The sequence below is a fragment of the Ardenticatenales bacterium genome, from assembly GCA_020634515.1.
Taxonomy (GTDB): Bacteria; Chloroflexota; Anaerolineae; order Promineifilales; family Promineifilaceae; genus JAGVTM01.
The window spans coordinates 289,703-312,950 of sequence record JACKBL010000004.1 but is presented as its reverse complement, the minus strand read 5'-3'; the positions used below and the strand labels follow the sequence as shown (position 1 = coordinate 312,950).

22 protein-coding genes are annotated in these 23,248 nt (G+C 60.2%); 13 read left to right on the top strand and 9 right to left on the bottom strand.

Annotation, left to right across the window (positions count from 1 at the left end; all coding sequences use genetic code 11):
• Window positions 1–16: 16 nt before the first annotated feature.
• Window positions 17–1,552: a long-chain fatty acid--CoA ligase gene (locus H6650_13010; protein MCB8952921.1), complete on the top strand. Its 1,536-nt coding sequence runs from the start codon at window positions 17–19 to the stop codon at window positions 1,550–1,552.
• A gap of 93 nt (window positions 1,553–1,645) precedes the next feature.
• Here the strand turns inward: H6650_13010 and H6650_13005 are convergent, their stop codons facing one another.
• On the bottom strand, window positions 1,646–2,437 hold the full coding sequence (locus tag H6650_13005) for a VOC family protein (GenBank protein ID MCB8952920.1): 792 nt from the start codon (window positions 2,435–2,437) through the stop codon (window positions 1,646–1,648).
• Window positions 2,438–3,014: 577 nt separating this feature from the next.
• On the opposite strand from H6650_13005, the gene H6650_13000 reads away from it, so the two are divergent.
• The 6 genes from H6650_13000 (at window position 3,015) to H6650_12975 (ending at window position 10,044) form a co-directional block, all read left to right on the top strand.
• Window positions 3,015–3,944 carry an ATP-binding cassette domain-containing protein gene (locus H6650_13000; GenBank protein MCB8952919.1) on the top strand — a complete coding sequence of 310 codons (930 nt, stop codon included), beginning with the start codon at window positions 3,015–3,017 and terminating at the stop codon, window positions 3,942–3,944.
• Window positions 3,937–5,139 (top strand): ABC transporter permease, encoded by a 1,203-nt coding sequence (locus H6650_12995; GenBank protein MCB8952918.1) that lies wholly within the window; start codon window positions 3,937–3,939, stop codon window positions 5,137–5,139. Before H6650_13000 ends, H6650_12995 begins: the two co-directional genes overlap by 8 nt.
• 11 nt (window positions 5,140–5,150) lie before the next feature.
• Window positions 5,151–6,410, top strand: coding sequence for an ABC transporter permease (locus H6650_12990; protein MCB8952917.1), 1,260 nt, complete (start codon window positions 5,151–5,153; stop codon window positions 6,408–6,410).
• 679 nt (window positions 6,411–7,089) lie between these two features.
• Window positions 7,090–7,734: a hypothetical protein gene (locus H6650_12985; protein ID MCB8952916.1), complete on the top strand. Its 645-nt coding sequence runs from the start codon at window positions 7,090–7,092 to the stop codon at window positions 7,732–7,734.
• Window positions 7,735–7,869: 135 nt separating this feature from the next.
• Window positions 7,870–8,316: a hypothetical protein gene (locus H6650_12980; GenBank protein MCB8952915.1), complete on the top strand. Its 447-nt coding sequence runs from the start codon at window positions 7,870–7,872 to the stop codon at window positions 8,314–8,316.
• A gap of 42 nt (window positions 8,317–8,358) precedes the next feature.
• Window positions 8,359–10,044: an NAD(P)/FAD-dependent oxidoreductase gene (locus tag H6650_12975; GenBank protein ID MCB8952914.1), complete on the top strand. Its 1,686-nt coding sequence runs from the start codon at window positions 8,359–8,361 to the stop codon at window positions 10,042–10,044.
• A gap of 89 nt (window positions 10,045–10,133) precedes the next feature.
• On the opposite strand, the gene H6650_12970 is transcribed toward H6650_12975, so the two are convergent.
• From H6650_12970 to H6650_12960, 3 genes are all read right to left on the bottom strand, one after another.
• Window positions 10,134–10,616, bottom strand: coding sequence for a pyridoxamine 5'-phosphate oxidase family protein (locus H6650_12970; protein MCB8952913.1), 483 nt, complete (start codon window positions 10,614–10,616; stop codon window positions 10,134–10,136).
• A gap of 87 nt (window positions 10,617–10,703) precedes the next feature.
• Window positions 10,704–11,219 carry a flavodoxin domain-containing protein gene (locus H6650_12965; GenBank protein ID MCB8952912.1) on the bottom strand — a complete coding sequence of 172 codons (516 nt, stop codon included), beginning with the start codon at window positions 11,217–11,219 and terminating at the stop codon, window positions 10,704–10,706.
• Window positions 11,220–11,300: 81 nt separating this feature from the next.
• The gene (locus H6650_12960) at window positions 11,301–12,851 is read right to left on the bottom strand and encodes a serine hydrolase (protein ID MCB8952911.1); all 1,551 of its coding nucleotides are present in this window, start codon (window positions 12,849–12,851) and stop codon (window positions 11,301–11,303) included.
• Between the two features lie 259 nt (window positions 12,852–13,110).
• On the opposite strand from H6650_12960, the gene H6650_12955 reads away from it, so the two are divergent.
• Window positions 13,111–13,353, top strand: a complete 243-nt coding sequence (locus H6650_12955; GenBank protein ID MCB8952910.1) for a hypothetical protein — start codon at window positions 13,111–13,113, stop codon at window positions 13,351–13,353.
• Between the two features lie 126 nt (window positions 13,354–13,479).
• Here H6650_12955 and H6650_12950 read toward each other — a convergent pair whose 3' ends face one another.
• Together H6650_12950 and H6650_12945 are read right to left on the bottom strand one after the other, a co-directional pair.
• Window positions 13,480–13,890, bottom strand: a complete 411-nt coding sequence (locus H6650_12950; protein MCB8952909.1) for a DUF4279 domain-containing protein — start codon at window positions 13,888–13,890, stop codon at window positions 13,480–13,482.
• A 24-nt stretch (window positions 13,891–13,914) separates the two neighbouring features.
• Window positions 13,915–15,291, bottom strand: a complete 1,377-nt coding sequence (locus H6650_12945; GenBank protein ID MCB8952908.1) for a hypothetical protein — start codon at window positions 15,289–15,291, stop codon at window positions 13,915–13,917.
• Between the two features lie 86 nt (window positions 15,292–15,377).
• On the opposite strand from H6650_12945, the gene H6650_12940 reads away from it, so the two are divergent.
• The 4 genes from H6650_12940 (at window position 15,378) to H6650_12925 (ending at window position 17,574) form a co-directional block, all read left to right on the top strand.
• Complete coding sequence (locus H6650_12940) at window positions 15,378–15,932, top strand: FAD-dependent oxidoreductase (protein MCB8952907.1); 555 nt, start codon at window positions 15,378–15,380, stop codon at window positions 15,930–15,932.
• A gap of 49 nt (window positions 15,933–15,981) precedes the next feature.
• Complete coding sequence (locus H6650_12935; protein ID MCB8952906.1) at window positions 15,982–16,140, top strand: hypothetical protein; 159 nt, start codon at window positions 15,982–15,984, stop codon at window positions 16,138–16,140.
• 122 nt (window positions 16,141–16,262) lie between these two features.
• Window positions 16,263–17,078, top strand: a complete 816-nt coding sequence (locus H6650_12930) for a hypothetical protein (GenBank protein ID MCB8952905.1) — start codon at window positions 16,263–16,265, stop codon at window positions 17,076–17,078.
• A gap of 172 nt (window positions 17,079–17,250) precedes the next feature.
• Window positions 17,251–17,574: a hypothetical protein gene (locus H6650_12925; protein ID MCB8952904.1), complete on the top strand. Its 324-nt coding sequence runs from the start codon at window positions 17,251–17,253 to the stop codon at window positions 17,572–17,574.
• An 81-nt stretch (window positions 17,575–17,655) separates the two neighbouring features.
• Here H6650_12925 and H6650_12920 read toward each other — a convergent pair whose 3' ends face one another.
• The 3 genes from H6650_12920 to H6650_12910 are packed head-to-tail and all read right to left on the bottom strand — an operon-like array spanning window position 17,656 to window position 22,421.
• Entirely contained in the window at window positions 17,656–18,912 is a 1,257-nt protein-coding gene (locus H6650_12920) for an efflux RND transporter periplasmic adaptor subunit (GenBank protein MCB8952903.1), read from the bottom strand.
• Between the two features lie 60 nt (window positions 18,913–18,972).
• Window positions 18,973–21,762 carry an ABC transporter permease gene (locus tag H6650_12915; GenBank protein MCB8952902.1) on the bottom strand — a complete coding sequence of 930 codons (2,790 nt, stop codon included), beginning with the start codon at window positions 21,760–21,762 and terminating at the stop codon, window positions 18,973–18,975.
• On the bottom strand, window positions 21,759–22,421 hold the full coding sequence (locus H6650_12910) for an ABC transporter ATP-binding protein (GenBank protein MCB8952901.1): 663 nt from the start codon (window positions 22,419–22,421) through the stop codon (window positions 21,759–21,761). Before H6650_12910 ends, H6650_12915 begins: the two co-directional genes overlap by 4 nt.
• 519 nt (window positions 22,422–22,940) lie before the next feature.
• On the opposite strand from H6650_12910, the gene H6650_12905 reads away from it, so the two are divergent.
• On the top strand, window positions 22,941–23,189 hold the full coding sequence (locus H6650_12905) for a hypothetical protein (GenBank protein ID MCB8952900.1): 249 nt from the start codon (window positions 22,941–22,943) through the stop codon (window positions 23,187–23,189).
• Window positions 23,190–23,248 lie beyond the last annotated feature (59 nt).

Sequence of the window (23,248 nt, the reverse complement as noted above, 5' to 3'; positions counted from 1 at the left end):
TCACAAGGAGTTCCCCATGATAATTGGCGACTACATCACGCGGCGGGCGCAGCTTACGCCGGACAAGATCGCCCTGGTAGATACGCTTCACGAGCAGCAACCCATCACCTACCGCGCCTGGGCGGCCCGCATCAACGCTACCGCAAACTGGCTATGCGAAGAGATTGGGGTGTGCAAGGGGGACCGCGTCGCCGTGTTGGCGATGAACTGCACCGCCTACCTGGACATCTGGATGGCCTGCGGCAGATTGGGCGCCATTCTGCAAAACCTCAACTGGCGGCTGTCGCCCGCCGAACTGCGCGCCTTGCTCCAGGATGCGGAGCCGTCCGTCCTCATTTACGGCCCCGATTTCCGGGAGACGGTGGCGCAATTGCGCCAGGGAGTGGCCGGCATCCGTCATTGGGTGGCGCTGGCGGAACGCGCCCACGCGGATGATGAACCATTCACCCGCCGCGATAGTTATCCAGCGACGCCGCCGCCGGTGGTGGACCTGGTGGCGGACGATCCGTGGGTGATTTGTTACACGGGGGGGACGACGGGGCTGCCAAAGGGGGCGATTTTGACACACGGGGCGATATTGGCAAATGCCGGCAACACCAACTTCAGTTGGGGCTTGACCGGAGACGATACCGCCATCCTCAACGCCCCCCTCTTCCACGCCGGCGGCCTCAACGTCTTCACCTTCCCCCTGATCATCGCCGGCGGCACATCCATCGTCTGCCGCGGTTTCGACCCCGACCAGGTGTTTGACCTGATCGCCGGCGGCGGCGTCACCCTCTTCTTTGGCGTGCCCACCATGTTCCTCATGCTACAGCAGCACCCGCGCTGGGCCGAGGCCGACTTCTCCCGCCTCAAACTGGTCATCTCCGGCGGCGCCCCCTGCCCCATGCCCATCTTCGAGAAGTTCTGGGAGCGGGGCGTCGATTTCAAGACCGGTTACGGTCTCACGGAAGCGGGGCCAAACACCTTCTGGCTGCCGCCCGCCGACGTGCGGCGCAAGCCCGGCTACGTCGGCTTTCCCTTGCAATTCGTGGACGTGAAAGTGCTGCGGCCCGATGGCCGGGAGTGCGCCGCGGAAGAAGGGGGCGAACTGGTCATTCGCGGGCCGCATGTATGCGCGGGCTACTGGCGCAACCCAGAAGCGACCGCCAAAGCGATCCACCCTATCGCCGCCGACCCCAGCGGGCGCGCCTGGTTACATACGGGCGACATCGCCGTCCGGGACGAGGAGGGATACTATCGCATTGTGGGACGATTGAAGGAGATGTTTATCTCCGGTGGGGAGAATGTGTATCCGGCGGAGATAGAATCCGTGCTGCACGCGCATCCGGCGGTGGCAGAAGCCGCCGTTGTGGGCGTGCCGGACGAAACCTGGGGGGAAGTGGGACGGGCGTTTGTGGTGTTGGTGGCGGGGCGGCAAGTTGCGGCGGCGGAATTGGCCGCGTTTTGCCGGCAGCGGCTGGCCGCCTACAAAACGCCGAAGTCATTTGTGTTTCTGGAGGAGCTGCCGAAAACGGGCGCGGGGAAGATAGACAAGAAGCAACTGGCGTAGCCTTTCGGCGACGCCCTGGCGTCAACCCTGACAGGTCCGCCAGGTTCGCGGAGACCTGTCAGGGTTGTGCATCATCGGGTTATTGCGGGTCCATTACGCGCCGGGGGGCGGATCAACGGGACCATCAAACTGCATCACCGTGAAAATGCCACCTTGCGGGTCTTGCAGCACGGCAAAACGCCCCATCGCGCCCGCGGGCGTGGCGGGCACGAGAACCGTGCCGTTCAGTTCCTGGGTGCGGGCCACGGTGGCGTCCAGGTCATCCACCATGAAGTAAACGGCCCAGTTGGGGGGCACTTCTCCCCAGGAGTCGTCCATTTGCATCATGCCCGCTTGCCGCCGGCCATCCGCGGCGTAGACCACGTAGCCTGAACTGTCGGCATCGGCGGTCCAACCAAAGACGGCGCTGTAGAAGGCATTCGCCGCCGCGCCATCGCGTGTTTGCAGTTCGTTCCACACCAGGGTGTTGGGCATGTTCACCAACTGTGCGCCGATGTGGTCGCGTGGCTGCCAGACGCCAAACATGGCCCCGGTGGGGTCCTGGACCATCATCATGCGCCCTTCGCTCATCACGTCCATCGGGGGCATGGTGACGACGCCGCCGGCGCCGGGGATACGCGCGGCAATGGCGTCTACATCGCTGTGATTGACGTAGGAGGCCCAGAATGCCGGCATTCCTTCCATCCCCGGCGGCTGCGGCCCCAATCCCGCCACATTATAGCCATTCATGCGCAGCATCGTATACGCCGGCCCCATGGGGGTGGGAATATCCTCCGACTCCCAGCCAAAGAGACCCATATAAAACGCCTTCGCCCCTTCCGGATCAGGCGTAGCCAGATCCACCCAACTAAACACACCATCAGGATAACGTTTTACCACATGCATCTGTTTGTCTCCTTCTTCGAAATTAGATTTGAGGCAACTCAAGATTGGTTCATTCTCCAAGAATGAACCAATCTGACCACAAGAGGGTTGAGTCGTTACGCTTTAAGAGCGATTCTCATGCTGTCCCCAAGAAAAAATGTACTCGCCAACGGGTTGTGGTTGAGGAAGTGTTTGGAAACGGAATTAAGCGAGGGGAGAGCAAAATGATCATTTCCGCACACGAGAAAAGTATACCACAAATAGAACATCCGGTCTACTGTTTTTGGTGTAGAATTACAATGGTTGTAACTATTCACGTCTCCGAGAGATTGGACCAATTTTGTAGACATCAATAAGATTCAACCAGAGCAAATTGGTCCAATCTGGGCAGATGACCTGTATAGTCACCAATGGTTTTGATCTTTCGGATCGACTGTCAATTCTCTCAGGCGCGCGCAACTATCAACGCGCTCTGGAGATTGGACCAATTTCATGCGCTCAATGGCTATTTTCACCAGAGAAAATTGGTCCAATCTAGCTTAGGAGTTATAGGCGAGCCAGAAAATCGCCTGGCAAGGTGCTTTCAAAGGAGACTTTTATGCACACCGTCGACGTTTCTCATCTATCCAAGCGGTTTGGCAGCGTGCACGCAGTTGCAGATGTTTCTTTTGCGGTGGAGGCGGGCGAGATCTTTGGCCTACTAGGGCCAAATGGTGCCGGCAAAACCACGACAATCCGCATGGTGATGGATATTTTTAAGCCAGATGCCGGCACGATCAGCGTACTCGGGGGACCACTAGACCTGGAGCGCAAGCGACGAATTGGCTACCTGCCCGAAGACCGCGGTCTCTACAAAGACCTGAAACTGGAGAACACCCTCATCTACCTGGGAACCCTCAAAGGACTGGATGAGCGCACCGTGCGCGCCCGCCTGGGGGAGTGGTTGGAGCGGTTCGATCTGGCGGAACACCGGCAAAAAAAGGTACAGGAACTGAGCAAGGGCATGCAGCAAAAGGCGCAAATCATCGCCACGCTGCTGCACGAGCCGGACCTGATCGTCATTGACGAGCCGTTTTCCGGGTTAGACCCCGTGAACACGCGCCTGGTGAAGGACATTCTCGACGAGCAGCGGCTGGCGGGAAGGAGCATCATCATGTCCACGCACCAGATGTATCAGGTGGAAGCATTGTGTAACCGGATTGTCCTCATTGACGAGGGGCGAACGGTTTTGTATGGCAAAGTGGACGAGATTAAGCGGAATTTTGCCGGCAATGCCATTTCCCTCGACGGCAGCGGCAACTTCGACCAGATTCCCGGCGTCCTGGAAGCGCGCCACCACAACGGCTCCTGGCAATTGGCGCTGGCCGCCGGCGCGGACTCGCAAACCGTGCTGCGCGAACTGGCCGCGCGTCCCGACGTCCATATTGAGCGATTCGAGCTGGCGGAACCCTCGCTGGACGACATCTTCATCACGGTTGTTTCCGAGCGCCCCGCCGCCGAACACGCCAGGGAGGGGAACAATGCTTAACTATTGGCTGGTCATGCGACACGAATATCGGCGCATGGTGGCGCGGCGCGCATTTCTCCTCACCACTCTGGCCATCCCTCTGGGATTTTCCCTCCTCATCGGCCTGGTCATCGCCGTGGAACTGGCGCGGGAGAACAAACAGCCCATCGGTTACGTGGACAACGCGCACATTCTCGACGAATCGCTGCAAGCGACGGTCTCCGATGCCGAAAAACGCATTCACATAACGGCCTTTCCGGACGAGGCCAGCGCCCTGGATGCGCTACGCAGCGGCCAGGTGCAGGCGGTGTTCGTTTTCCCGCCGGATTATCCGGGAAACCGCGTTGTCGATCTTTATTACGAGAGGCAGGCTCCGGGCAACAGCGCCTGGGGGGATTTTGATGACTTTGTGCGCGTCAATCTGGTACGGAATATGCCGGCAAACTACCAGACACGACTGCTCGATGGTCCGCACATGATCGTGGAAGACACGGTGAGCGGGCGACAATTCAGCGAGCAAGGCGTCGTCAACATTATTTTGCCCATCGTCGGCAGCATCTTCTTCTTCGTCGCCACCATGACGGCGTCGGGCTACATGCTGCGCGTGGTCGCCGACGAGAAAGAGAACCGCACGATGGAAATTATGCTCACGTCCATCACGCCGCGGCAGTTGATCGGCGGCAAAGCCCTGGGATTGCTGGCGGCGGCCTTAACGCAGTTGGGCATCTACCTGATCACGGTGATCATCGCCCTCAAAGTCGCCACCCCCTACGTGCCAGAATTACAAGGGGTGCAGGTTCCCTGGGCCTACCTGGGCGTGATGGGCCTCTTCTTCTTTCCCGCCTACGGTCTCATCTCCGCCATCATGGTGGCCATCGGCAGCGCCGTCACCGAATTTCAACAGGGGCAGCAAATTGCCGGCTTGTTGAACTTCCTCTTCATCATTCCCATGCTCGTCCTGCCCGCCCTGCTGCAATCCCCCAACAGCCCGCTGGTCACATTTCTCTCCCTCTTTCCCACCAGTGCCTTCCTCACTATCTCCCTGCGCTGGGGATTAGGCACGGTTCCCACCTGGCAGTTGGTAGCAAGCTGGATCATCCTCGTAGGAACCACGATAGTCATGATCGCCGCCGCGGCGCGCGTTTTCCGCGCCGGTATGCTGCACTACGGGCAGCCGCTAAATCTGCGCAGCGTTATGGCGGCGCTGCGCGGCTAAAGGATCAACCCATGCAAACCATCTGGCTTGTCCTCAAACACGAAATTGTGACGACGCTGCGCAAGCGTTCGTTCTGGGTGATGACATTTTTAATGCCGGCATTCCTCATCCTCCTCAACGGCTACTACGTCCTGCAAGAGAGCGATGCCGCAACCCAAAACGAACAAACCGACACAGCCCCCGTAACGCTGCCCCATGTCGCCCTCGTAGACCAGGCAAACCTGGTCCACGGCTTCCCCCCCGAACTGCCCCCTGACGTTTTCCTCCCCTACGCCGACCTCGCCACCGCCCGCGCCGACCTGGACGCAGGCCGCGTTGATCAAATCGTCGTCGTCTCCGCCGATTACCTGGAAAGCGGCAACATCCGCATCTACGCCCCCGACTTCCACCTGCTCAGCGGCGGCGATAACAGCGTCGCCTTCAGCAGCAGCAACGAGTGGATGCTCAACTACCTTCTCGACTACAACCTCACCGGCGATGGCGCGCTGGCTATCGCCCTTTCCAACCCCACGCCCGGTGTCCTCGCCAGACAACACGCCTTGCAGCCCGCCACGGCGGAAAGCAGCGGTGAACGCGCCCAGGCGGAACTGGTCGCCACCATTGTCCCCTACATCTACTACTTCATCCTCCTCATCGTCAGCGGCTACATGCTGCAAAGCGTCACCGCCGAAAAAGAAAACCGCGTCGTGGAAATACTGCTCCTCAGCGTCAAACCGCGGCAGCTCATGATGGGCAAGATCATGGGCCTCACCATCGTCGCCCTGGTGCAACTGCTCATCTGGTTTGGCGGCGGCATCTTTATGCTGCAACGCAGCGCCATCTGGCTCAGCGCCGCCCAACTCAGCTTCCCCCCCAGCTTCTTCATCTGGGCCGTGCTATTCCTCCTCTTTGGCTACCTGACCTACGCCTCCATCATGGCCGCCGCAGGCGCCATTGCCCCCACCGCGCGCGAAGGCAGCCAGGTCACGTGGATGCTGGTCCTGCCGCTGCTGCCGACCCTCATGTTTGCTAGAGAATTCCTGGACAGCCCCCACGGGGGACTCTCCGTATCGCTCAGCCTCTTCCCCCTCAGCGCCCCCAGCGCCATGGTCACGCGCATCGCCGTGGCCCAGGTGCCGCTGTGGCAAATCCTGGTCAGCCTGGCCGGCCTGGCCCTCACCGCCTACCTGTTCATCACCCTCGCGGCGCGCTTCTTCCAGCCCAACAACCTGCTTTCGGTGGAATCATTCAACTGGAAGCGACTGGCAACGGGATGGCGGCGTGAAGTATGAGGGGTGAGGGGTGAGGTATGGGGTATGGGGTATGAGGTATGAGGTATGGGGTATGAGGGCGGAAGGGTGCGCGTACACTCGCCACTCGCACACTCGCCACTCGCCACTCGCCACTCGCACACTCGCCACTCGCACACTCGCCACTCGCACACTCGCCACTCGCACACTCGCCACTCGCACACTCGCCACTCGCACACTCGCCACTCGCACACTCGCCACTCGCGCACACTCGCCACTCGCACACTCGCACACTCGCCACTCGCACACTCGCCACTCGCACACTCGCCACTCGCACACTCGCCACTGCACACTCGCCACTCGCCACTCGCCACTCGCACACTCGCCACGCACACTCGCCACTCGCACACTCGCCACTCGCACACTCGCCACTCGCACACTCGCCACTCGCACACTCGCCACTCGCCACTCGCCACACACTCGCCACTCGCACACTCGCCACTCGCACACTCGCCACTCGCACACTCGCCACTCGCCACTCGCACACTCGCACACTCGCACACTCGCCACTCGCACACTCGCCACTCGCACACTCGCCACACTCGCACACTCGCCACTCGCACACTCGCCACTCGCACACTCGCCACTCGCACACTCGCCACTCGCACACTCGCCACTCGCCACTCGCCACTCACCACTACTTTCTCGGAGGATTTCCGCTATGGCTCCTACACAAACCTCGCACCATGAGCCTGTCCCTTATGTCCGGGTAGCCGCACCCGTTCTGGTTGGATTGATGGTGATTATGGGGCTGGTTATCTGGCTGGCTCCCGTGGACCGGACGTTGGGTGAGGGGATCAAAATTGTATACGTACATGTGGCGTTGACGTGGACGGGGATGTTGCAGTTGGTGATTGCCGGCATTCTCGGCCTCATCCTCCTCATCAGCGAAAACCCCGGCGTGCAAAACTGGCTCACCACCCTCAGCCGCGTCGGGCTAGGCTTCTTCGCCGCCGCCACCCTCATCAGCCTCTGGGCCGAGATCATCAACTGGGGCGGCATCCTCTGGCAGGAACCCCGCACCAGCGCCATGCTGCGCGTCCTGGCCGCCGCCATCATCGCCCAGGTGCTGCACACCTGGTTCCGGCGGCCCCGCATACAAGGCGGGCTGCACCTGCTCGTCGCCCTCTACCTCACCACCTCCCTCCTCCTCGCGCCCCGCTTCTTCCATCCGGGCAACCCCATCGGCGCATCCCCCTCCGCCGCCATTCAACTCGCATTCTACAGCCTCTTCGCACTCTGCTTCATCGCCGGGCTATGGATCATCGGCTATTTCCACCACGGCTATGACGCCAGCAGCCCCTGATCCGGACACACCATCTCTCCCACGCGGGAGCCGCTGGCAAAGCCGCACCGCCCATGTCATAATACGACGCACATCAGGCGTATCGAAGCGTCGCCGCGTTAGCGCACCTGTTATGCGTTTCGGCAGGTAGACGTCATGGTTAATCGCATTGTTTGCGCCAACTGCGGGCATCGCAACGCCGCTTTTCGGCGAAGTTGCCAGGTCTGCGGGGCGGCCCTCGCGCCGCCGCGGGATAGCGACCGCCAGGACAACTGGCAGCCCGCGCCGCCGCCGCTGAACACGACAGAAATGGTCCTCATCGGCGCAGTCGTCGCCCTGCTGCTGGCCTGCTTGATGGGCTACTGGATGTTGACGGCGGAAAGCGGAAGCATGGCCGCCGTGCCCTGGCAAAATCATCCCGAAATGCTGCTGCTGCTCTGTCCCGTTGCCCTGATCGGGCTGCTGGGCAGCGTCATCACTTATCGGCTCTGGTGGCGCGACCCCTCGCGCTCCTACATTCTACTGAGCATCATGCTTCTGCTCGTCCTGGCCGCGGGCCTGACCATCGGCTGGCTCGCCCTCACCCTTTTCGCCAACGCTTGAGAAAGGCAAGAGGCGCTCGCAAACGTACAAAGGAGTACGACTATGGGAATTGATTACGATGTCGTGGTGATTGGTTCAGGGGCCGGCGGCCTGACGGCAGCCTTGTGCCTGGCACAGGCGGGGCAGAAGGTACTTGTTTGTGAGCAGCATTATGTGGCCGGCGGCTGGTGTCACTCGTTCACGCTGGAAGGGTATCGCTTTAGCCCCGGCGTGCATTATATTGGCGGCATCGGTCCGGGCGGCCACATGCGGGAGATTTACGAAGGGTTGGGGGTGTCGCGGGACCTGGCCTTTAGCGAGATCAACCCGGATGGCTACGACCATATTCTGGTGGGGGAAACGGGAGCCAGCGCGCAGCGTTTTGACATTCCCAAGGGGCGTGCCGCTTATGAAGAAAAGCTAAAGGCGCGTTTCCCGCATGAAAGCAAGGGGATTGCCGCCTTTTTTGAGGCGGTGGATAGTTTGCCACAGGAGTTGAGCCGGCTGGCGCGGCTGCGCGGTGTGGTAGACGTGGTCAAGCTGCCGCTGACGGCCCCAAACGCGGTGCGTTGGGCGTGGCGGTCCGGCCAGGCGATGCTGAACCATTATGTGTCGGACCCCTTCTTGAAGGCGGTTCTGGCGGGGCAGGCGGGGGATCATGGGATGCCTTTGTCGCTGGTGTCGGCTCCGGTACATGCCGGCATTATCCACCACTACTTCGACGGCGGTTACTACCCCATTGGCGGCGGCTTCGCCATCCCCCGCGCCTTCGTGCGCGCCCTCAAGCGCGCCGGCGGCGAACTCCGCCTGGAAACCCGCGTAGAGCGCATCCTGCTGGAAGATGGCAAAGCCATCGGCGTGCGCCTCGGTGACGGCAGCGAAATCCGCGCCAACACCATCATCAGCAACGCCGACCCGGAAGTCACCTTCGGGCGATTGATAGGACGGGAAAACCTCTCCTCCCGGCTCCAGCGCAAACTGGATCGGGTGCGCTACTCCGTGTCCGCCCTCAGCCTGTTCGTGGCCGTGGACATGGACCTGCGCGCCGCCGGGCTGGATTCCGGCAACTACTGGTTCTACGCGCACAACGACCTGGACGGAATCTATCGCCAGGGGATGACGGATGAAGCGCTGCGGGCTGAGCGCGTGCCGGCAATTTTCCTCACCGCCACCACCCTCAAAGACCCCTCCAAAATGCACAGCGGCCACCACACCCTGGAAGCCTTCACCTTCGTCGGCTACGACGCCTTCCGCAAATGGGCCAACGAACCCAGCGGCCAACGCGGCACGTCCTACCAATCGTTGAAAGAACGCCTCATAGACCACATGTTGGCCCGCCTGGACGACCTCGTTCCCGGCTTCCGCGACCACGTCGTCTTTTGCGACCTGGGCACACCGTTGACCAACCAGTTCTACCTGGAAGCCACCGCCGGCAACCTCTACGGCATCGAAAAAAGCCGCTTCCAGGTCGGGCCGGGCGCATTCCCCACTCGTGGCGAAATCCCCGGCCTCTACATGGTCGGGGCCAGCACCCTCTCCCACGGCGTGGCCGGCGTTACCGCTTCCGGCCTGCAAGCGGCGCGGCAAATCCTCCACTGCCGCACCGCCGATCTGCTGCAACAGGATGGCCCCGCCCTGCCCATTTATCCGGCGGAAGACATCAGCCAGTGGCCGGACAAATTGCGCCGCCGCATTGAACAGCGCCAGGCCACCCTCGCCCCCGAACCTGAGCCGGAATTCGTAGGATAAGGTAAGGGCGCATCGGTTACGAATAGAGGCTTCGCTCGGGAATGGACGGATGCGCGAGGGCGGGTTCTTGGTTTATCCGCGCCCTATGCCTACCCGACCGGCACGCGCCCGCGAGCTTTGTCCGGGTGGCGCATCTGCATCAGGGGAATCCCCACGCCATAAGTGACGAACTCCTTTTCCGGCGTCACTTCGATCAGGCAATAATCGGCCACCTGCCCCGGATCGTCGGCCACGGAGCGAAAGACCGCTTGCACCAAGTCGCGCGGCGCTTCTTGTCCGGGGATCACGCGGGCTGTGCCGGCAAAAGTAATAGTCGCCGCCGGAATCCTCATCCAGGGCATAAAGGGAATACGCTTGGCGATAGGGATGGTCATGGATACCTGGGGGTTACGGGCGACGTGGCGCACCTTCCACGCATCCTTTTCCGTCCCGATGTACAGCTTGCGGTCGCGCACGACGTAGATAATGCCCACCGTGCGCCCCTCCCCGCGGGCGCTAACCATCCCCAACACACCGAATAACTCTTTCTCAATCACTTGCCAGACCTGTTCACTGGTCAACTGCACTGTCATTTCTCCATCCTTCAAACCTTCCCGGATGCTCAGGCAATCGCTTCCGGAAAGGCAGTACTAGCCGGGCATCTCCGCGGCCATTTGCGCCTATTCCCGCGGCTGGAGGGCCTCGGCAATCGCCACCGCCCAGGCGGTGATGGCCTCCCAATCGCGGAAATCACCCAGCGGAGCTTTAACGTTCTTGCTCACCCATTTTTCCAGCAGATTCAGATCCTCCACGTCTATTTCGCCGTGGAATACGGCCACATCTCGCGGCTGAATACGCTCAATAATGGCTTTTTGCGCTTCGGGAAAGCGCCAGCCTTGCAGGAGTTCCGCCGGGTCCCCTTCCCCAGTCGGTCCACTGGAGAAGAGCCAGAGGGGGCGCACGGCCAGCATGGCCTCATGGGTCGTGAGGAATTTCACGGCCTCCTTGCGCCATTGCCCGATGTAGACGGCGCTGCCCAAGACGACGGCCTGGTAGGGTGTCAAATCGGTGACGCGCTCCACGGACATCACATCCGCCCGCAACCCCGCCTGACCCAATACCTGGCCGATTTTTTCGGCGATTTCCGCCGTTGCGCCATGTTTTGTAGCATACGTGATCAATACGCGATCGTTCATTTTGTTCTCCTTGTGCCGGCATCACACGTCCAACCATGCGCCCCAACAGCCCCAAAATCAGGGACCGTTCGCCTCATCCGATTATTCCTCAACTCTTTGTCCTGTCACCCGTCGCGTATAACTCGCCACCACCCAACGCAACGTGATGATGGCTTCGTTGCCGGCAAATTGCATGGTCACTTGCAACCGATCAATTTCGCCCGGCACGCGCTGCTCCACCACAAACTGGTTCGCGTCCAGCCAGTAGCCGCGCACGCCGCTACGAATGCCATCCGCTTCGTTGAGACGAAAAACGTTGTCCAGGCCAATGGTGGTGGTGAAGGTATCCGTGGCGAAAGTTTGCACCAGTTCCGCTTCCGTTCCGTCCTCGTCAAAGGTGAGGGAAAAACGCTGCCAATCGAGGGCGTTGGGGTTCAGTTCGTAGACCTGGCCGGAGATTTGCGCGGCCAGCGGCGGCAGGGGCGGCACGGGTTTAGGATTCGGGGCGGCCACGGCGGTGATCGTTTGCGCGAGGCGGGCGTTGGCGGTGGGGTTGGGGGGCAGTGGGTCGTCGGAGAGAATGGCCGGCATCACATAAAACCGCAGTAACGATTCGGGCAATCCTTCGTCTCTTGCGGGCAAGCCACTCACCACAACCAGTAGCAGGTCGGCCTCCGGCACGACGAACAAATACTGCCCGCCATGCCCAACGGCTTTGTAATAACCCTGGGGACTGATCCACCACTGGTAGCCGTAGGTATCCTCACCGGGCGTTTCGATATGGCCGGTCGTGGCCCGGGTGATCCAGGATGCCGGCACAATCGTTTCCTCCTCCCACACCCCCTGATGCAAATAAAGATAGCCCAGTTTCGCCAGGTCACGCGGCGTCAAATACAGTCCGCCGCCTCCGAACGCGCGCCCTTGATTATCTGTGGCCCAGGAGACGTCCCTGATGCCCAGTTTATGGAACAGGTTATCCGCGGCAAATGCCGGCAGCGGCATATCCACGGCCCGCCCCACCAAAATCCCTAACAAATGAGACGCCCCGGAATTGTAGTTGAAGCGCGCGCCCGGGTCCGTGAACAGAGGACGGTCCAGCACAAACCGCACCCAATCGTCACTGGCCATCATCTGGTTCACGGGATTGCCGATGCTGCCATACGGCTTGCTGCTCTCCGGCCAGTCCAACCCCGTCGTCATCATCAGCAGATGGGTAATCTGTAGGCTCTCCTTGCGCGCATCCCGGTTCTGTATGGCATAGTCAGGGAAATAGGAGAGAACGGGCGCATCCCAATCGGGTATCTGCCCCTGCGCCAAAGCGATGCCCGCCAGCGTGCTGACCACGCTTTTCGTGATCGAAGCCAGGGCATGAGGAATGTTCGCTGCGTAGGGATAAAAGTACGCCTCAGAGATAACGTAACCGTGGCGTACAATGAGCAGTCCATCTATCGGCGCGTCCCGCTCCGCAATCAAGTCGAACAGGTCCGCCAGTTTTTCCGTGTCCACGCCCTGCGCTTCGGGCAGGCTGGCGCGCCAGGTGGTGGTGGGCCAATAGATTTCGGGAGCGGTTGAGGGGGGAGGAAATGCCGGCATAACGTCCGTGCCGGCAAGTTCGGCAGAGGGAGTCGGCACAGGCGGAACAGTCGGCGTCACGGTTGGCTCACTGGCCCGACAGCCCGCGAGCAAAACCATCAGCAGGCCAGAAAGGAGGAATAACGGTAACGGTTTAACACCCATCCGATCTTAGAACCCGTCCCTGTCACCAGGAGTTATAGAATGCCGGCAACCTAAACAACCCCCTCCCCCCCATTATCCTAAAAGGGGCATCTCTCCGGGAAAAGTGACAAAAAGCGCGAAGCCGGGCGATAAAAATCACGAGGAAACACCCGGATGCCTTGAACCAATGTCCTAAATGCTTCCCGCGTTTATCCACATATTGATTGAGGGCGTGGCGATTGAGGGTTTGGGGAATGCCGGCATCCGGCACAATCGTATCCGCATTCACAAACCGGCCCACGCCGGGGATGTAGTACCGCGCGTTGTAGTAGATGAGGCCGAGACGTTAACTGCTCCGCGAACGGCTGCGCGACAACGACAAGATTGGATTGTTACTGTGCTGCCAGCGCAACGGCTGGTGGGAGGGCTGCCGCCGTAGTAGAGGCTGTGGAATTGTGGGTAACTGGGATGTTCCAGTTATCCACATTCCCACCAGCCTGGTATGCCAGGATAAGGTAGGAACGCGCTCAGTTCCAAGTTGAAAAAAGCCTCATCGGAACAGGAGCTACTGTTTCTTTCGAATAATCACGTCTATATCTATTCCGATGTTGACTTGTGCCAACTCTTTCAAAAGCGTGTTTTCAAGATGAATACTGGGCACTGTATCAACAACATACACGATTACGGAAAATATAGGGGCTAGATCGTTTTTTTGAATAATTTCGACTAACTCTTTTTTATTTAGTTTTATGTGATTCCAAAAGTCACTTATAACTCTCTCAGTGTAAAAATCTGTAGTAGGTTGAGATTCAGCGCTAAATTTACAGCCGTTGCTTTCGTGGGTAAGAATAGTTTTACCTTTGGGCTGCCCTTTGAACCAGGATTCTGTAGCACCCATTTCCTTTAATAAGGCTAGAAGTTTATCGTCTACAGCATCTTCTTCTATTACTAATGATATATATATTTCAGGGATCATAATTTATTCCGGTAGGACTACAAATTAGCGTGGAGTGATTCGGGTCGGATAGCGAAGCAAAAAAGCAGTTCGCGCACCGACCCAACCTCCTCCGTCAGACCAGCCGCCATGGCTGGCGTTCCTTCCAAAGTGGCATGAACACGACAGAAATTGTACACGCAACCTGTCCAGAATAGCGCTGCCTCCAGGCTCAGCCATCGGATTGTCCAGGTCGGCGTGGAAGACGTAGATGCTCGTGATAGGGTCAATGGCGTGCGCCGCCTGGCCGTCGTTGGCGGCGCGAAACTCGATGCGACTGGCGGGGCTGCTGCTGAAGCGATTGACGTGTTTGCCCGGCGGCAGGCTTGTAATCACATTGGGGTAGTTGTACTCGATGGCGTAGAGCCGCTTCTTGGCCGTGGCGACGGTGGTGACGATGGTGTCGCCGCTTTCGGAATTGAAATAGTGGTATGTTTCCTCCACCTCTTTGGTGTTGTAGGTGTCGTTCATCTGGTTGCCGAACGCATCGGTGACCGTGTCCACGTGCCACGCCATCCCGGAACTGGTGCGCGGGCTGGGTTCTGTGTCGGAACCGGTATCCAGACCGCGATGGCCGCTGATTTCCAGGTTCCAGACGGCGCCCGCGTTTTGGTATTCTTCACTGTCGGTCGTGTATCCAAGGCGATAACGTGTGCCATCGGGTGTGTCCACGAGCCAGAACAGTTTGTCGTAGTTGAGGGCGGCCTCATCGAAGTAGCGGTAGATACGCAACTGCGGCGCGTCCTCAGCATAGTAGCGCACACTGTCCCCCATAGTGTCGCCCGCGGGCACGAGCTTGTGCCCTGTGCCGTTGAGCAGGAGGCGGAACTCGTCAGGGTGCCGCAGCACGTACCATTTGTCGGGATTCGAGTCGCTCACCTTCATGTTGACGCCGGTACGGAGAATGCTGATTTGCGCCAATGACCAGCCGGTAGCCACGAGGCCAAAGTCCGGGTCGTGAATGGCGCCATCCAGGTTGCGGCTGTTGTAGCTGAGGGAGACTTGGGGCTGCAACCCGCGCCGGCCAGGGGGCACGGCGATGGGGTAATTGTAGGTGACGGCGCCGCTGAATGCGCTCACGGCGGGGGGAGTCCAGGTAGGCATCCAGGGGGTAGGGGTTTGTCCCATTTCCCAGTCGGAGAAGTCCAGCACTTCGGCGCTGAGGAGGCCGGCATTGTCGTGGAGGGTGAAGGGGACTTCGTGTCGCAGGGCGGGATTTTCCGGGTCGCGCCGGCCGAGGTAGAAGGCGTAAGGTTTGGGAGCGAAATTGAGCTTCCAGGAAGGTTCGTCAAGTAAAAATTTCCGCGTTTTGTTTCGTCGTTGGCCCGAAATTTGGCATTTGATTTGAACAACCGCCCATAATGGATAATAATAGCGGCACAAACCGTAGCGCAGTAAACGGCGAGTAGCCGTGGGAAATGAAGATTCACCCTTCGTTCTTCATCATTCGTCTTTCTAGGAGATACCCCATGACAAAAGCAATCATTATCGGCGATGGCCCTGGCGGACTAAGCGCTGCCCTTTTCCTGGCGAAAAACGGCGTTGATACTATCGTCTTTGCCCAGGACAAAACGGCCATGCACTACGCGCTCCTGCTCAACTATCTGGGCATTCCGGAGATGACGGGCACGGACTTCCAACAAATAGCGCGTGAGCAGGTCGCTTCGTTCGGCGCGGATTTGCGCGATCAGGCGGTTGCGGCCATTGCCCAGGCAGAGCAGGGCTTCGTCGTCACCACCGAGGATGGTGCAAAACATGAAGCGGATTACGTCGTCCTCGCCGAAGGCAAGGCGTCGAAACTGGCCGTTGCTTTTGGACTGCTCAAGGGGGATGCCGGCATTCCCGTAGATCGTGACGGGCGCTGCGGCGTAGAAGGCTTATACATCGTCGGGCGCAGCACCCGCGTCAACCGCAGCCAGGCCATCATCTCCGCCGGCGACGGCGCCGCCGCCGCGCTAGACATTCTTTCGCGGATACACGGCAACGAGTTCCACGACTTCGACAAGCCGCCCGCCGCATCGTAAAATACACGCCCTCGCACCTACGCGACCTTTCCTATCAGCAGCGCGCCGCATGGCTACAAAAAAAATGCGGCGCACCCTTACTTTATTAACGCCAATGGTGGTTTGCTGGCGGGAAGAAGCAGGCGCGGGCCTTGTCACCCTGTTTCTGTTATTGATCGGGTTGCTTACCGGTCTCCACGAACAGGGGCCGGGAGCAAAAAAGCCGTAAGGGCGCATCCGTCAATAGAGGCTTCGCGCGGGAATTGACGGATGCGCGGGAACGGTTCTTGCTTTTTGGATAATCCAAAGTTGATTTTGTACGAGCCATAAGCATATATTTTGGGAGGTTCCATGTTTCGTCTACGCAAAACGTATCTTGTTGTCATGCTGCTGCTGGCGCTGTCCGTATTCGCCGACGGGTTGTTCTCCGCCGTCGCCGCCCGAACAAACGCGGATTTTGCTTTGTTTATGCCGGCACTACACTACGCCCAACCCACCCCCGGCATCAACGGCCGCGTCACCGAAAACGGCAGCCCCGCCGGCGGCGTCCCCCTCGACCTACGCTTCTACAACGGCAGCGAATGGTCCACCAAAGCCAGCACCACCACCGACGCCAACGGCGTCTTCTCCTTCACCGGCAGCCCCTCGCTCGGCGCGAACCAACGATACTACGTCCTCTTCCTGAACCAGGACAACCCTAACCGCCTCTATGTTTGGGGCTCGCGCGACCTCACATCCTACAACGGGGGAGCAGCCATCCACATCGGCGACTTCGACGTCGCCAATGTCGAAATGCTCTCCCCCGCACCCGGCGCAACCGTCGGAATGCCGGCAACCTTCACCTGGGACCGCCGCACCGCCACACCCAACGACAGCTACGAATTCAACCTGTATGACTATGACGATGGCGCCCCCTACTTCTACACCGCTCCCCCACTCGGCTACGTTGGCAGCTACGTCCTCGGCGAACTCCCACCCGGCTTCAGCCCAGGCGTCCCCTACGTCTGGAACATGTGGGTCTATGGCGATGAGGGGTTGGAGAGCTTCGGCATTTCCTACTGGCTCTACTACGTCGCCTTTTCCGGCGGCGGGCTTGCCCTGACGCCCGTGCAAACACATACAGCGCTGCCCCAATCCGGCAGCATCGAAGCACTGCTACGAAAATGAGACTCGAATTCCGTTGAGCGAGATTCTAACTCGCTCCCGTGAAAACAGGCAGTTGTTGGAAGGAACCGCGCGGCACAGTATAATTTGCGCGGTTCTCGCTCGCGCGATACGCCACGCTAAACAACAATGCTTGCACGCCCGACTCCGGTCGGTCATAGGAGAAAACGACCCCATGCGGACACGACGTTCCCCCCGCTTCTTGCTCATCCCCCTGCTGCTGCTCTTTGGCCTGCTGGCCGCCCGCCCCTTGCTCGTCCACGCACAAGAAGAGGCCACCGGCGAAGGCGAACACGCCACCACCGTCACCACGGAAACAGAAACGGAACAACCCGTTCCCGTGCAAATTAGTGAAGGACAGGACGACGCCGTCTCATTGGGCGTTGTTCTCGGCCTGATCACGCTGGTTCTGGTCGTTGTGATGGGGGTTGTCGTCCTCGGAGCCGTGGGATTGGGTGTGATTGGATTAGGGGCCTGGATCTCGCAAGGCGAAGGGTAGCGCCCGTCACGAAGAACGAATTTCGAAGGTTTTGAGATGCGACGCACTTGGGGCCAGTGCGTCGCATTTGTGTTTGCGCGACTACTCCCTGATTTCTGCCCGCCCCGTCATGCCCGGACGCAGCGCCAGGTCCGTCGGCGGCAAGTCAATCATTACCGCAAAAACAGCCGCATCCCCCACCGCGCCCGACGCCTGCGGCGCCACCCGCGCCACGCGCCCCGCCACAGGCTGATCCGGAAACGCTTTTAGCACAATCTCCACCGGCAACCCGGCCACAATCTGCGCCAGGTCCCGTTCACTCACGTTCGTCGTCTGAAACTGAAGATGATTGGTGTCCAGCAACGTCACGATGGGCGAACCCGTGCCCACCAGTGCGCCCGCAGCCACCTCCACGGAGAGAATGGTTCCGCCCCACGGCGCCAAAAGCCGTGCCTGCGCCAGCGCCTTTTGCGCCTGCGCCAGAGAGAATTCGCTTTGCTCCCGCGCCAGCTCCGCTTGCTCCACTTTCAACTCCGCGGCGGCAATGTCCGCCTCCGTGGGGCCGCGCCGAGCCTGATCCAACGATTGCTGCGCCGTGACCACGGAGACGCGCGCCTTGAGGGCGGCGTCATCTTGCAGGCCGGCCAGGGCCAGGTTGTACTGCGCCTGCGCCACTTCCAGGTTTTGGCGTGCCCCCTCCAGGCGGCGGGTGGTGGCGTCCCGCTCCGCTTTCAGGCGATCCGCGCGGAAGGGGTCATTCAGTTCCCAATCCCGCGCCGGGTCCCAGGCCGTATCGTAGGCTTCTTGGGCGTCGGCCACGCCCTGGCGCGCCTGGTCCACGGAGATGCGGGCGGAGGTGAGGGTGTTGCCGGCTGCCGCGTCTTGCGCCTGCGCCGCCTGGTAACCGGCTTCCGCCGCCGCCAGGTTGGCTTCCGCCGCGGCAACAGCCAGTTCGTCCGCCTCCCAATTCCGCAGCGTGTCCAGGGAGGCCTGCGCCTGCGCCAGGCTGTTTTCCGCCTGCGCCAGTTGCAACTGCGCGTTGGTGACGGCGTCTTGCAGGGCGTCGTCGGCGAGTGTGGCAATCAAGTCTCCGGCGGCGACGGTGTCGCCAGCCTGGACGGCCAGGGTGAGCAAATGCCCACCGGTCTGGAAGCCCAGGGGCAGCACCGGATTGACGGCCACGATTTGCCCTTCGGCGAGGACGGTGACGCCTGTTTGCGCGGCGCGGGTGGGTTGTGGCGTGGGGGTGTTCGCGGAGGCGTTGGGCGTGGGTGTGGTAGAGAGGCGTGAGGAAGATTGCCGGCATCCACCCAGCACCAGCGCCATTAAAGTCAAACACAAAATGAAATACCGCTTCATCGCAAGTCCTTTATTGCACGGTAACCGAAGTTTCCCGTCTTTTTGTAAGTGCCGCTGTATTTACTGCATCCGCAAAATCTCAACAGCCTGTCGCTTCACGATCCGCCGCGCCGAAAAAACCGCGCCAATCATGCTGGCCAGCACCACCATGACCACAATCAGCGGCATCACCGTTGTGTCCACGGCAAAGACAACGGGGCGCTGCTGCAAAATGTAGTTGCCATAGGTGGCGACGTATCCCATCGTCGCCCCGGCGGCGATGCCTGCCAGCGCCGCGCCCAGCGTCATCGTGATCGCTTCGATGACGAGCATCCCCGTCAGGTCGCGCCGTCGCATGCCCATCGCTTTTAACATGCCAATTTCGATGCGGCGGGCGTAGATGGTGACGTAGATGACGGCAAAGACACCGAAGACCGCCGTGGTGAAGGAGATCAGGGTGAGGGCAATGAGGAAAATACGCTGTGTGGCCTGTCCGCGCTCGCTGCGCGCCAGGTCGGTTTCCATCAGGTTGATGCGCAGGTTGAGTTTGGTGGCGTACCGCTGGTTGAGGTCGTCCAGCACGTCCTGCGCCACGGCTCCGGGCGTGGTGGTGGCAATGACACGGGCCAGGATGGGATCGTCGGCGGGTGGCAGGGGCAGGTCGGGTGGGGTTTTGAGGGCGCGGAAGCCATCCAGCGAGAGGAGGACGGTGCTGCCGGAACGGGCTTGAATGCGACTGCGGCCGATGTTGTCAATGCCGGCAATTCGCCTTGCCACCCCCACCACATGCACCACCACCGTATGGTCCCGCCCCGCCCCCTCCAATTTCAACTCATTGCCCACCGTCGCCGACAGTTCCTCCGCCAGCCCCTCGCTGATAATGATCGCCTGAGGGTCCGCGAGAATATCGTCCAGCGCCCGCGGGCTGCCGGCTACAAATTCCACCAGGTCGGGATAAGCCACCTCCCGCAGCCGCCCGCTCACGCCGATCACCGTCACCCCCGCTCCACGTAGGCCGATGGGGTCCGTCAGGCGGGAGGAGTAACTATGCGAAAGCCCCGCCGTGCGATCAATGCCCGGAACAGCCTCCAAGTCATCCGTGAGGAAGCTGGGGCGCAGGCGATAAGTGGCGGCTTCCGGTTCGGGCAGCCACGTGCCGGAGACGCGAATGCCCACAGGCGCGCCCCAGCGCAGCCGCACCGAGCCGGGCAAATTCGCCTGGTCCAGGGCCACCTGGGTCGCCAGGAAGCTGGGTAGCACGCCGCTAAATAGCACAAGGAGGGAGATGAGGGTGTTTCGCAGTTGGCCGCGCCCCACGTTGCGGCTGGCGAAGTAGGTCAGACGCGGGGCGACCAGTCGCATCACCAGCAGCGCCAGCCGCTCAAAAGGAACGGTGGTGATGAAGAAGATGAGGCCGACGCCCAGCACGAGTACGCCCAGCGCGGCCAGGATGAAGACGACTTGTAGGGCGGGGTTGCCAAAGGCGTCGATGACCTGGAAGCCGGCGATAAGGGCGAAGATGAGGAGGAGGATGAGGCCGGCCAGGAAGAGTTTGCCGTCGGGGCGGCGTTCACGGAGGCGGGCCAGGTCTTCGATTTGCAGGTTGTCGGCGACGCTGGGGTTGATGGCGTGCATGACTTTGGTGCGCGAGGCTTCCTGGGCGGGCTTGAGGGTGCTGATGATGAGGACGGCAAAGGTGGCGATAGATGCCGGCATTATCGTCCCCAACGTCACCTGAGGCTGCAAGCGAAAAGTCAGTCCGGCTAACGTCATTTGATGTGCAATTGCCGGCACAACCACATACCGCGTCAACGCCTGCCCCAAGATCGCCCCCAAAATCACCCCAATCGCCCCCATCACCATTACCTCGGCAATCACCAGTTGGAAAAGATAACGGCGCTGGCTGCCCAAAATACGCAAAATCGCCATATCCCGCCGCTGCTCCTGCACATTCGTCATCACCAACGTATGCACCAGCAGCCCCACAATCCCCAGTGCCGTCAAGCCATAAACACTGATCAACGCCTGAATCACCAGGAAACCCTGACTGGACGCATCCAAAGCAGCCGCCTTGTCCATGGCAAAAACATACTCATCCCCCAACGCCTGCTGCACCGTTTCCGCCACCTCCCGCACCCGCAGCGCCGCCTCCTCCGCGCTACTCGTCTCGTACAACGCGGGATCAACCGTCGCCACCAACTGCTGCGCCCGCCCCTCCCGCCGCAACCACGCCTGCGCATCCGCCAGCGACACGATCAGCCCTTCGCTCACGCTGCTGCTGGTCACGCCATCCTGGCGCACAATGGCCCTAATCGTAAAACTTTGCACAGTACGCCGCTGGCTGCTGCCCGACGTACTCGGCTGCCCCTTCTCCCGCGGCAGCGGAAAGCTGTAGGCCACGTCAATCGTATCTCCCACATCCAACCCATAGACACCCGCCGTATCCGCAAACAGCGCCGCCTGCTGCTCCCCCAAAGCCAGCGTCCCGGAGACCACCTCAATAAAACCGATATGGTCCACGGCAGGATCGAGCGCCAGCAGCGTTCCCTGCGCCACTTCGGCCCCGATGTTCATCTCCACCGGCTGCTGAATGCGCGCATACACAGCGGTGACGCGGCTGTCCGCCGCCAGCACACGCGGCACAACATCCGCCACATCAATGAACGGGTCCGGGCTGATGTCCATCTTGGTGATGGACAGGTCAAACTGCCCCACCTCATTGGCAATCAGATCCACGTTCGAGCGGCGCACCGTTTCCACCGTGGCGCTCATCGTCACAATCAAGCCCATGCTCACCAACAGCGCCAGCACCATCAAAACGGTGCGCACTTTGCGGCGGCTGAAGTTTTTCCAGACGTATTTGAGAATCATGACAGAATCTGCCCGTCGCGCAATTCCACCACACGCTGCGCAAAGGCCGCCATGCGGGGGTCGTGGGTGACAAAAACGATAGTCATGCCGTCTCGATTGAGTTGGGAGGCCAGTTCCATGATGGCAAACCCCGTCTCCGAGTCCAGATCGCCCGTCATTTCATCAGCAATGAGGATGGGCGGGTTGTTCGCCAGGGCGCGGGCAATGGCCACGCGCTGCTGCTGCCCGCCGGAAAGCTCGCCCGGATAATGGTGCGCCCGGTCGCCGAGGCCGACTCGCTCCAAAAGGGTGTGGGCACGCTGCCGGCGCTCTTTGCGCCCCACGCCCGCCAGCACCATGGGCGCTTCCACATTCTCCTGCGCCGTAAAGTTGCCCAGGAGATTGTAGTTTTGAAAGACGAAGCCCATTTTCTCCAGGCGCAGGCGGGCCAGTTCGTTTTCCGAAAGTGCCACCAGGTTTTCCCCCTGCACGATCAAGTGACCACGGCTGGCCTCATCCAGGCCGCCAATGATGTTGAGCAGCGTGGTTTTGCCTGAGCCACTTGGCCCCATCAGACAGACAAATTCGCCCTGCCGGATTTCTAGCGATACGCCGCGCAGGGCTGGGACGGCTTCTTTGCCCATCAAGTAGGATTTGTAGACGTTGTCCACGATGATGATTGGCTCACTCATGAGCATTTCCTTTTGCTGCTTTCCCTTGCGCGGAAGTAACTACCGACGCTCTCTGGAGATTGGACCCATTTCACGCGCTCAATGGCTATTTCACCAGAGAAAATTGGTCCAATCGGCTTAGGACTGACGACGAAATAAAGTACGGAATTGCATCGTCAGTTTGAAGGAACGGGAGTGTTACCAAGCAAACAACTTCGTTGTCTTATTAAATTCCGTTCCTTAGCAGTTACGCGCGGAAAGAGATTTCTCCGGCGGGTGCTGGGGTCTCGCGCGACATATTTTTAGAGGATCAGCCGCTATGGATTTTAGTAGTTGCCGCCTTTTTGTAAACACCCCTGCGAGGATATTTGTGACAGGCGAAAATAAACGATTTTTCCGGTGGCCGCAAGCGCGGCGCTGCAACTCTGCCGCGCTGCCTTCGTAAAAAAGTATAACCCTGTCGGCTCGAATTGACAGGCGACACGTGAGTTTGCCGCCCACCCGTCAGGGGTGGAAAGGAGAACAATGATGGCAAAAGGACAAGTGGAACAATTGTTGGGGCAAGAGTTTGTTTGCGCGCGCTGTGGGCGCGCGGGGGGGCATGTGGAGCGCCTGTCGATGTCGGGCACGGGTCTGTCGCGGCTGATGGAGATTCAGCCATACCGGTATGCCTTTGTTTCCTGTAATAATTGTGGCTATACGGAGGTGTACAATTTGCGCATGTTGGAAGGAAAAGACGACCTGGGTACATTCCTGGACATCTTGTTCTCCAATTAGACGCACAACCGCCACGATAGTCCCAACGGGCGTATCACTATTATACGAAAACGAAAGCC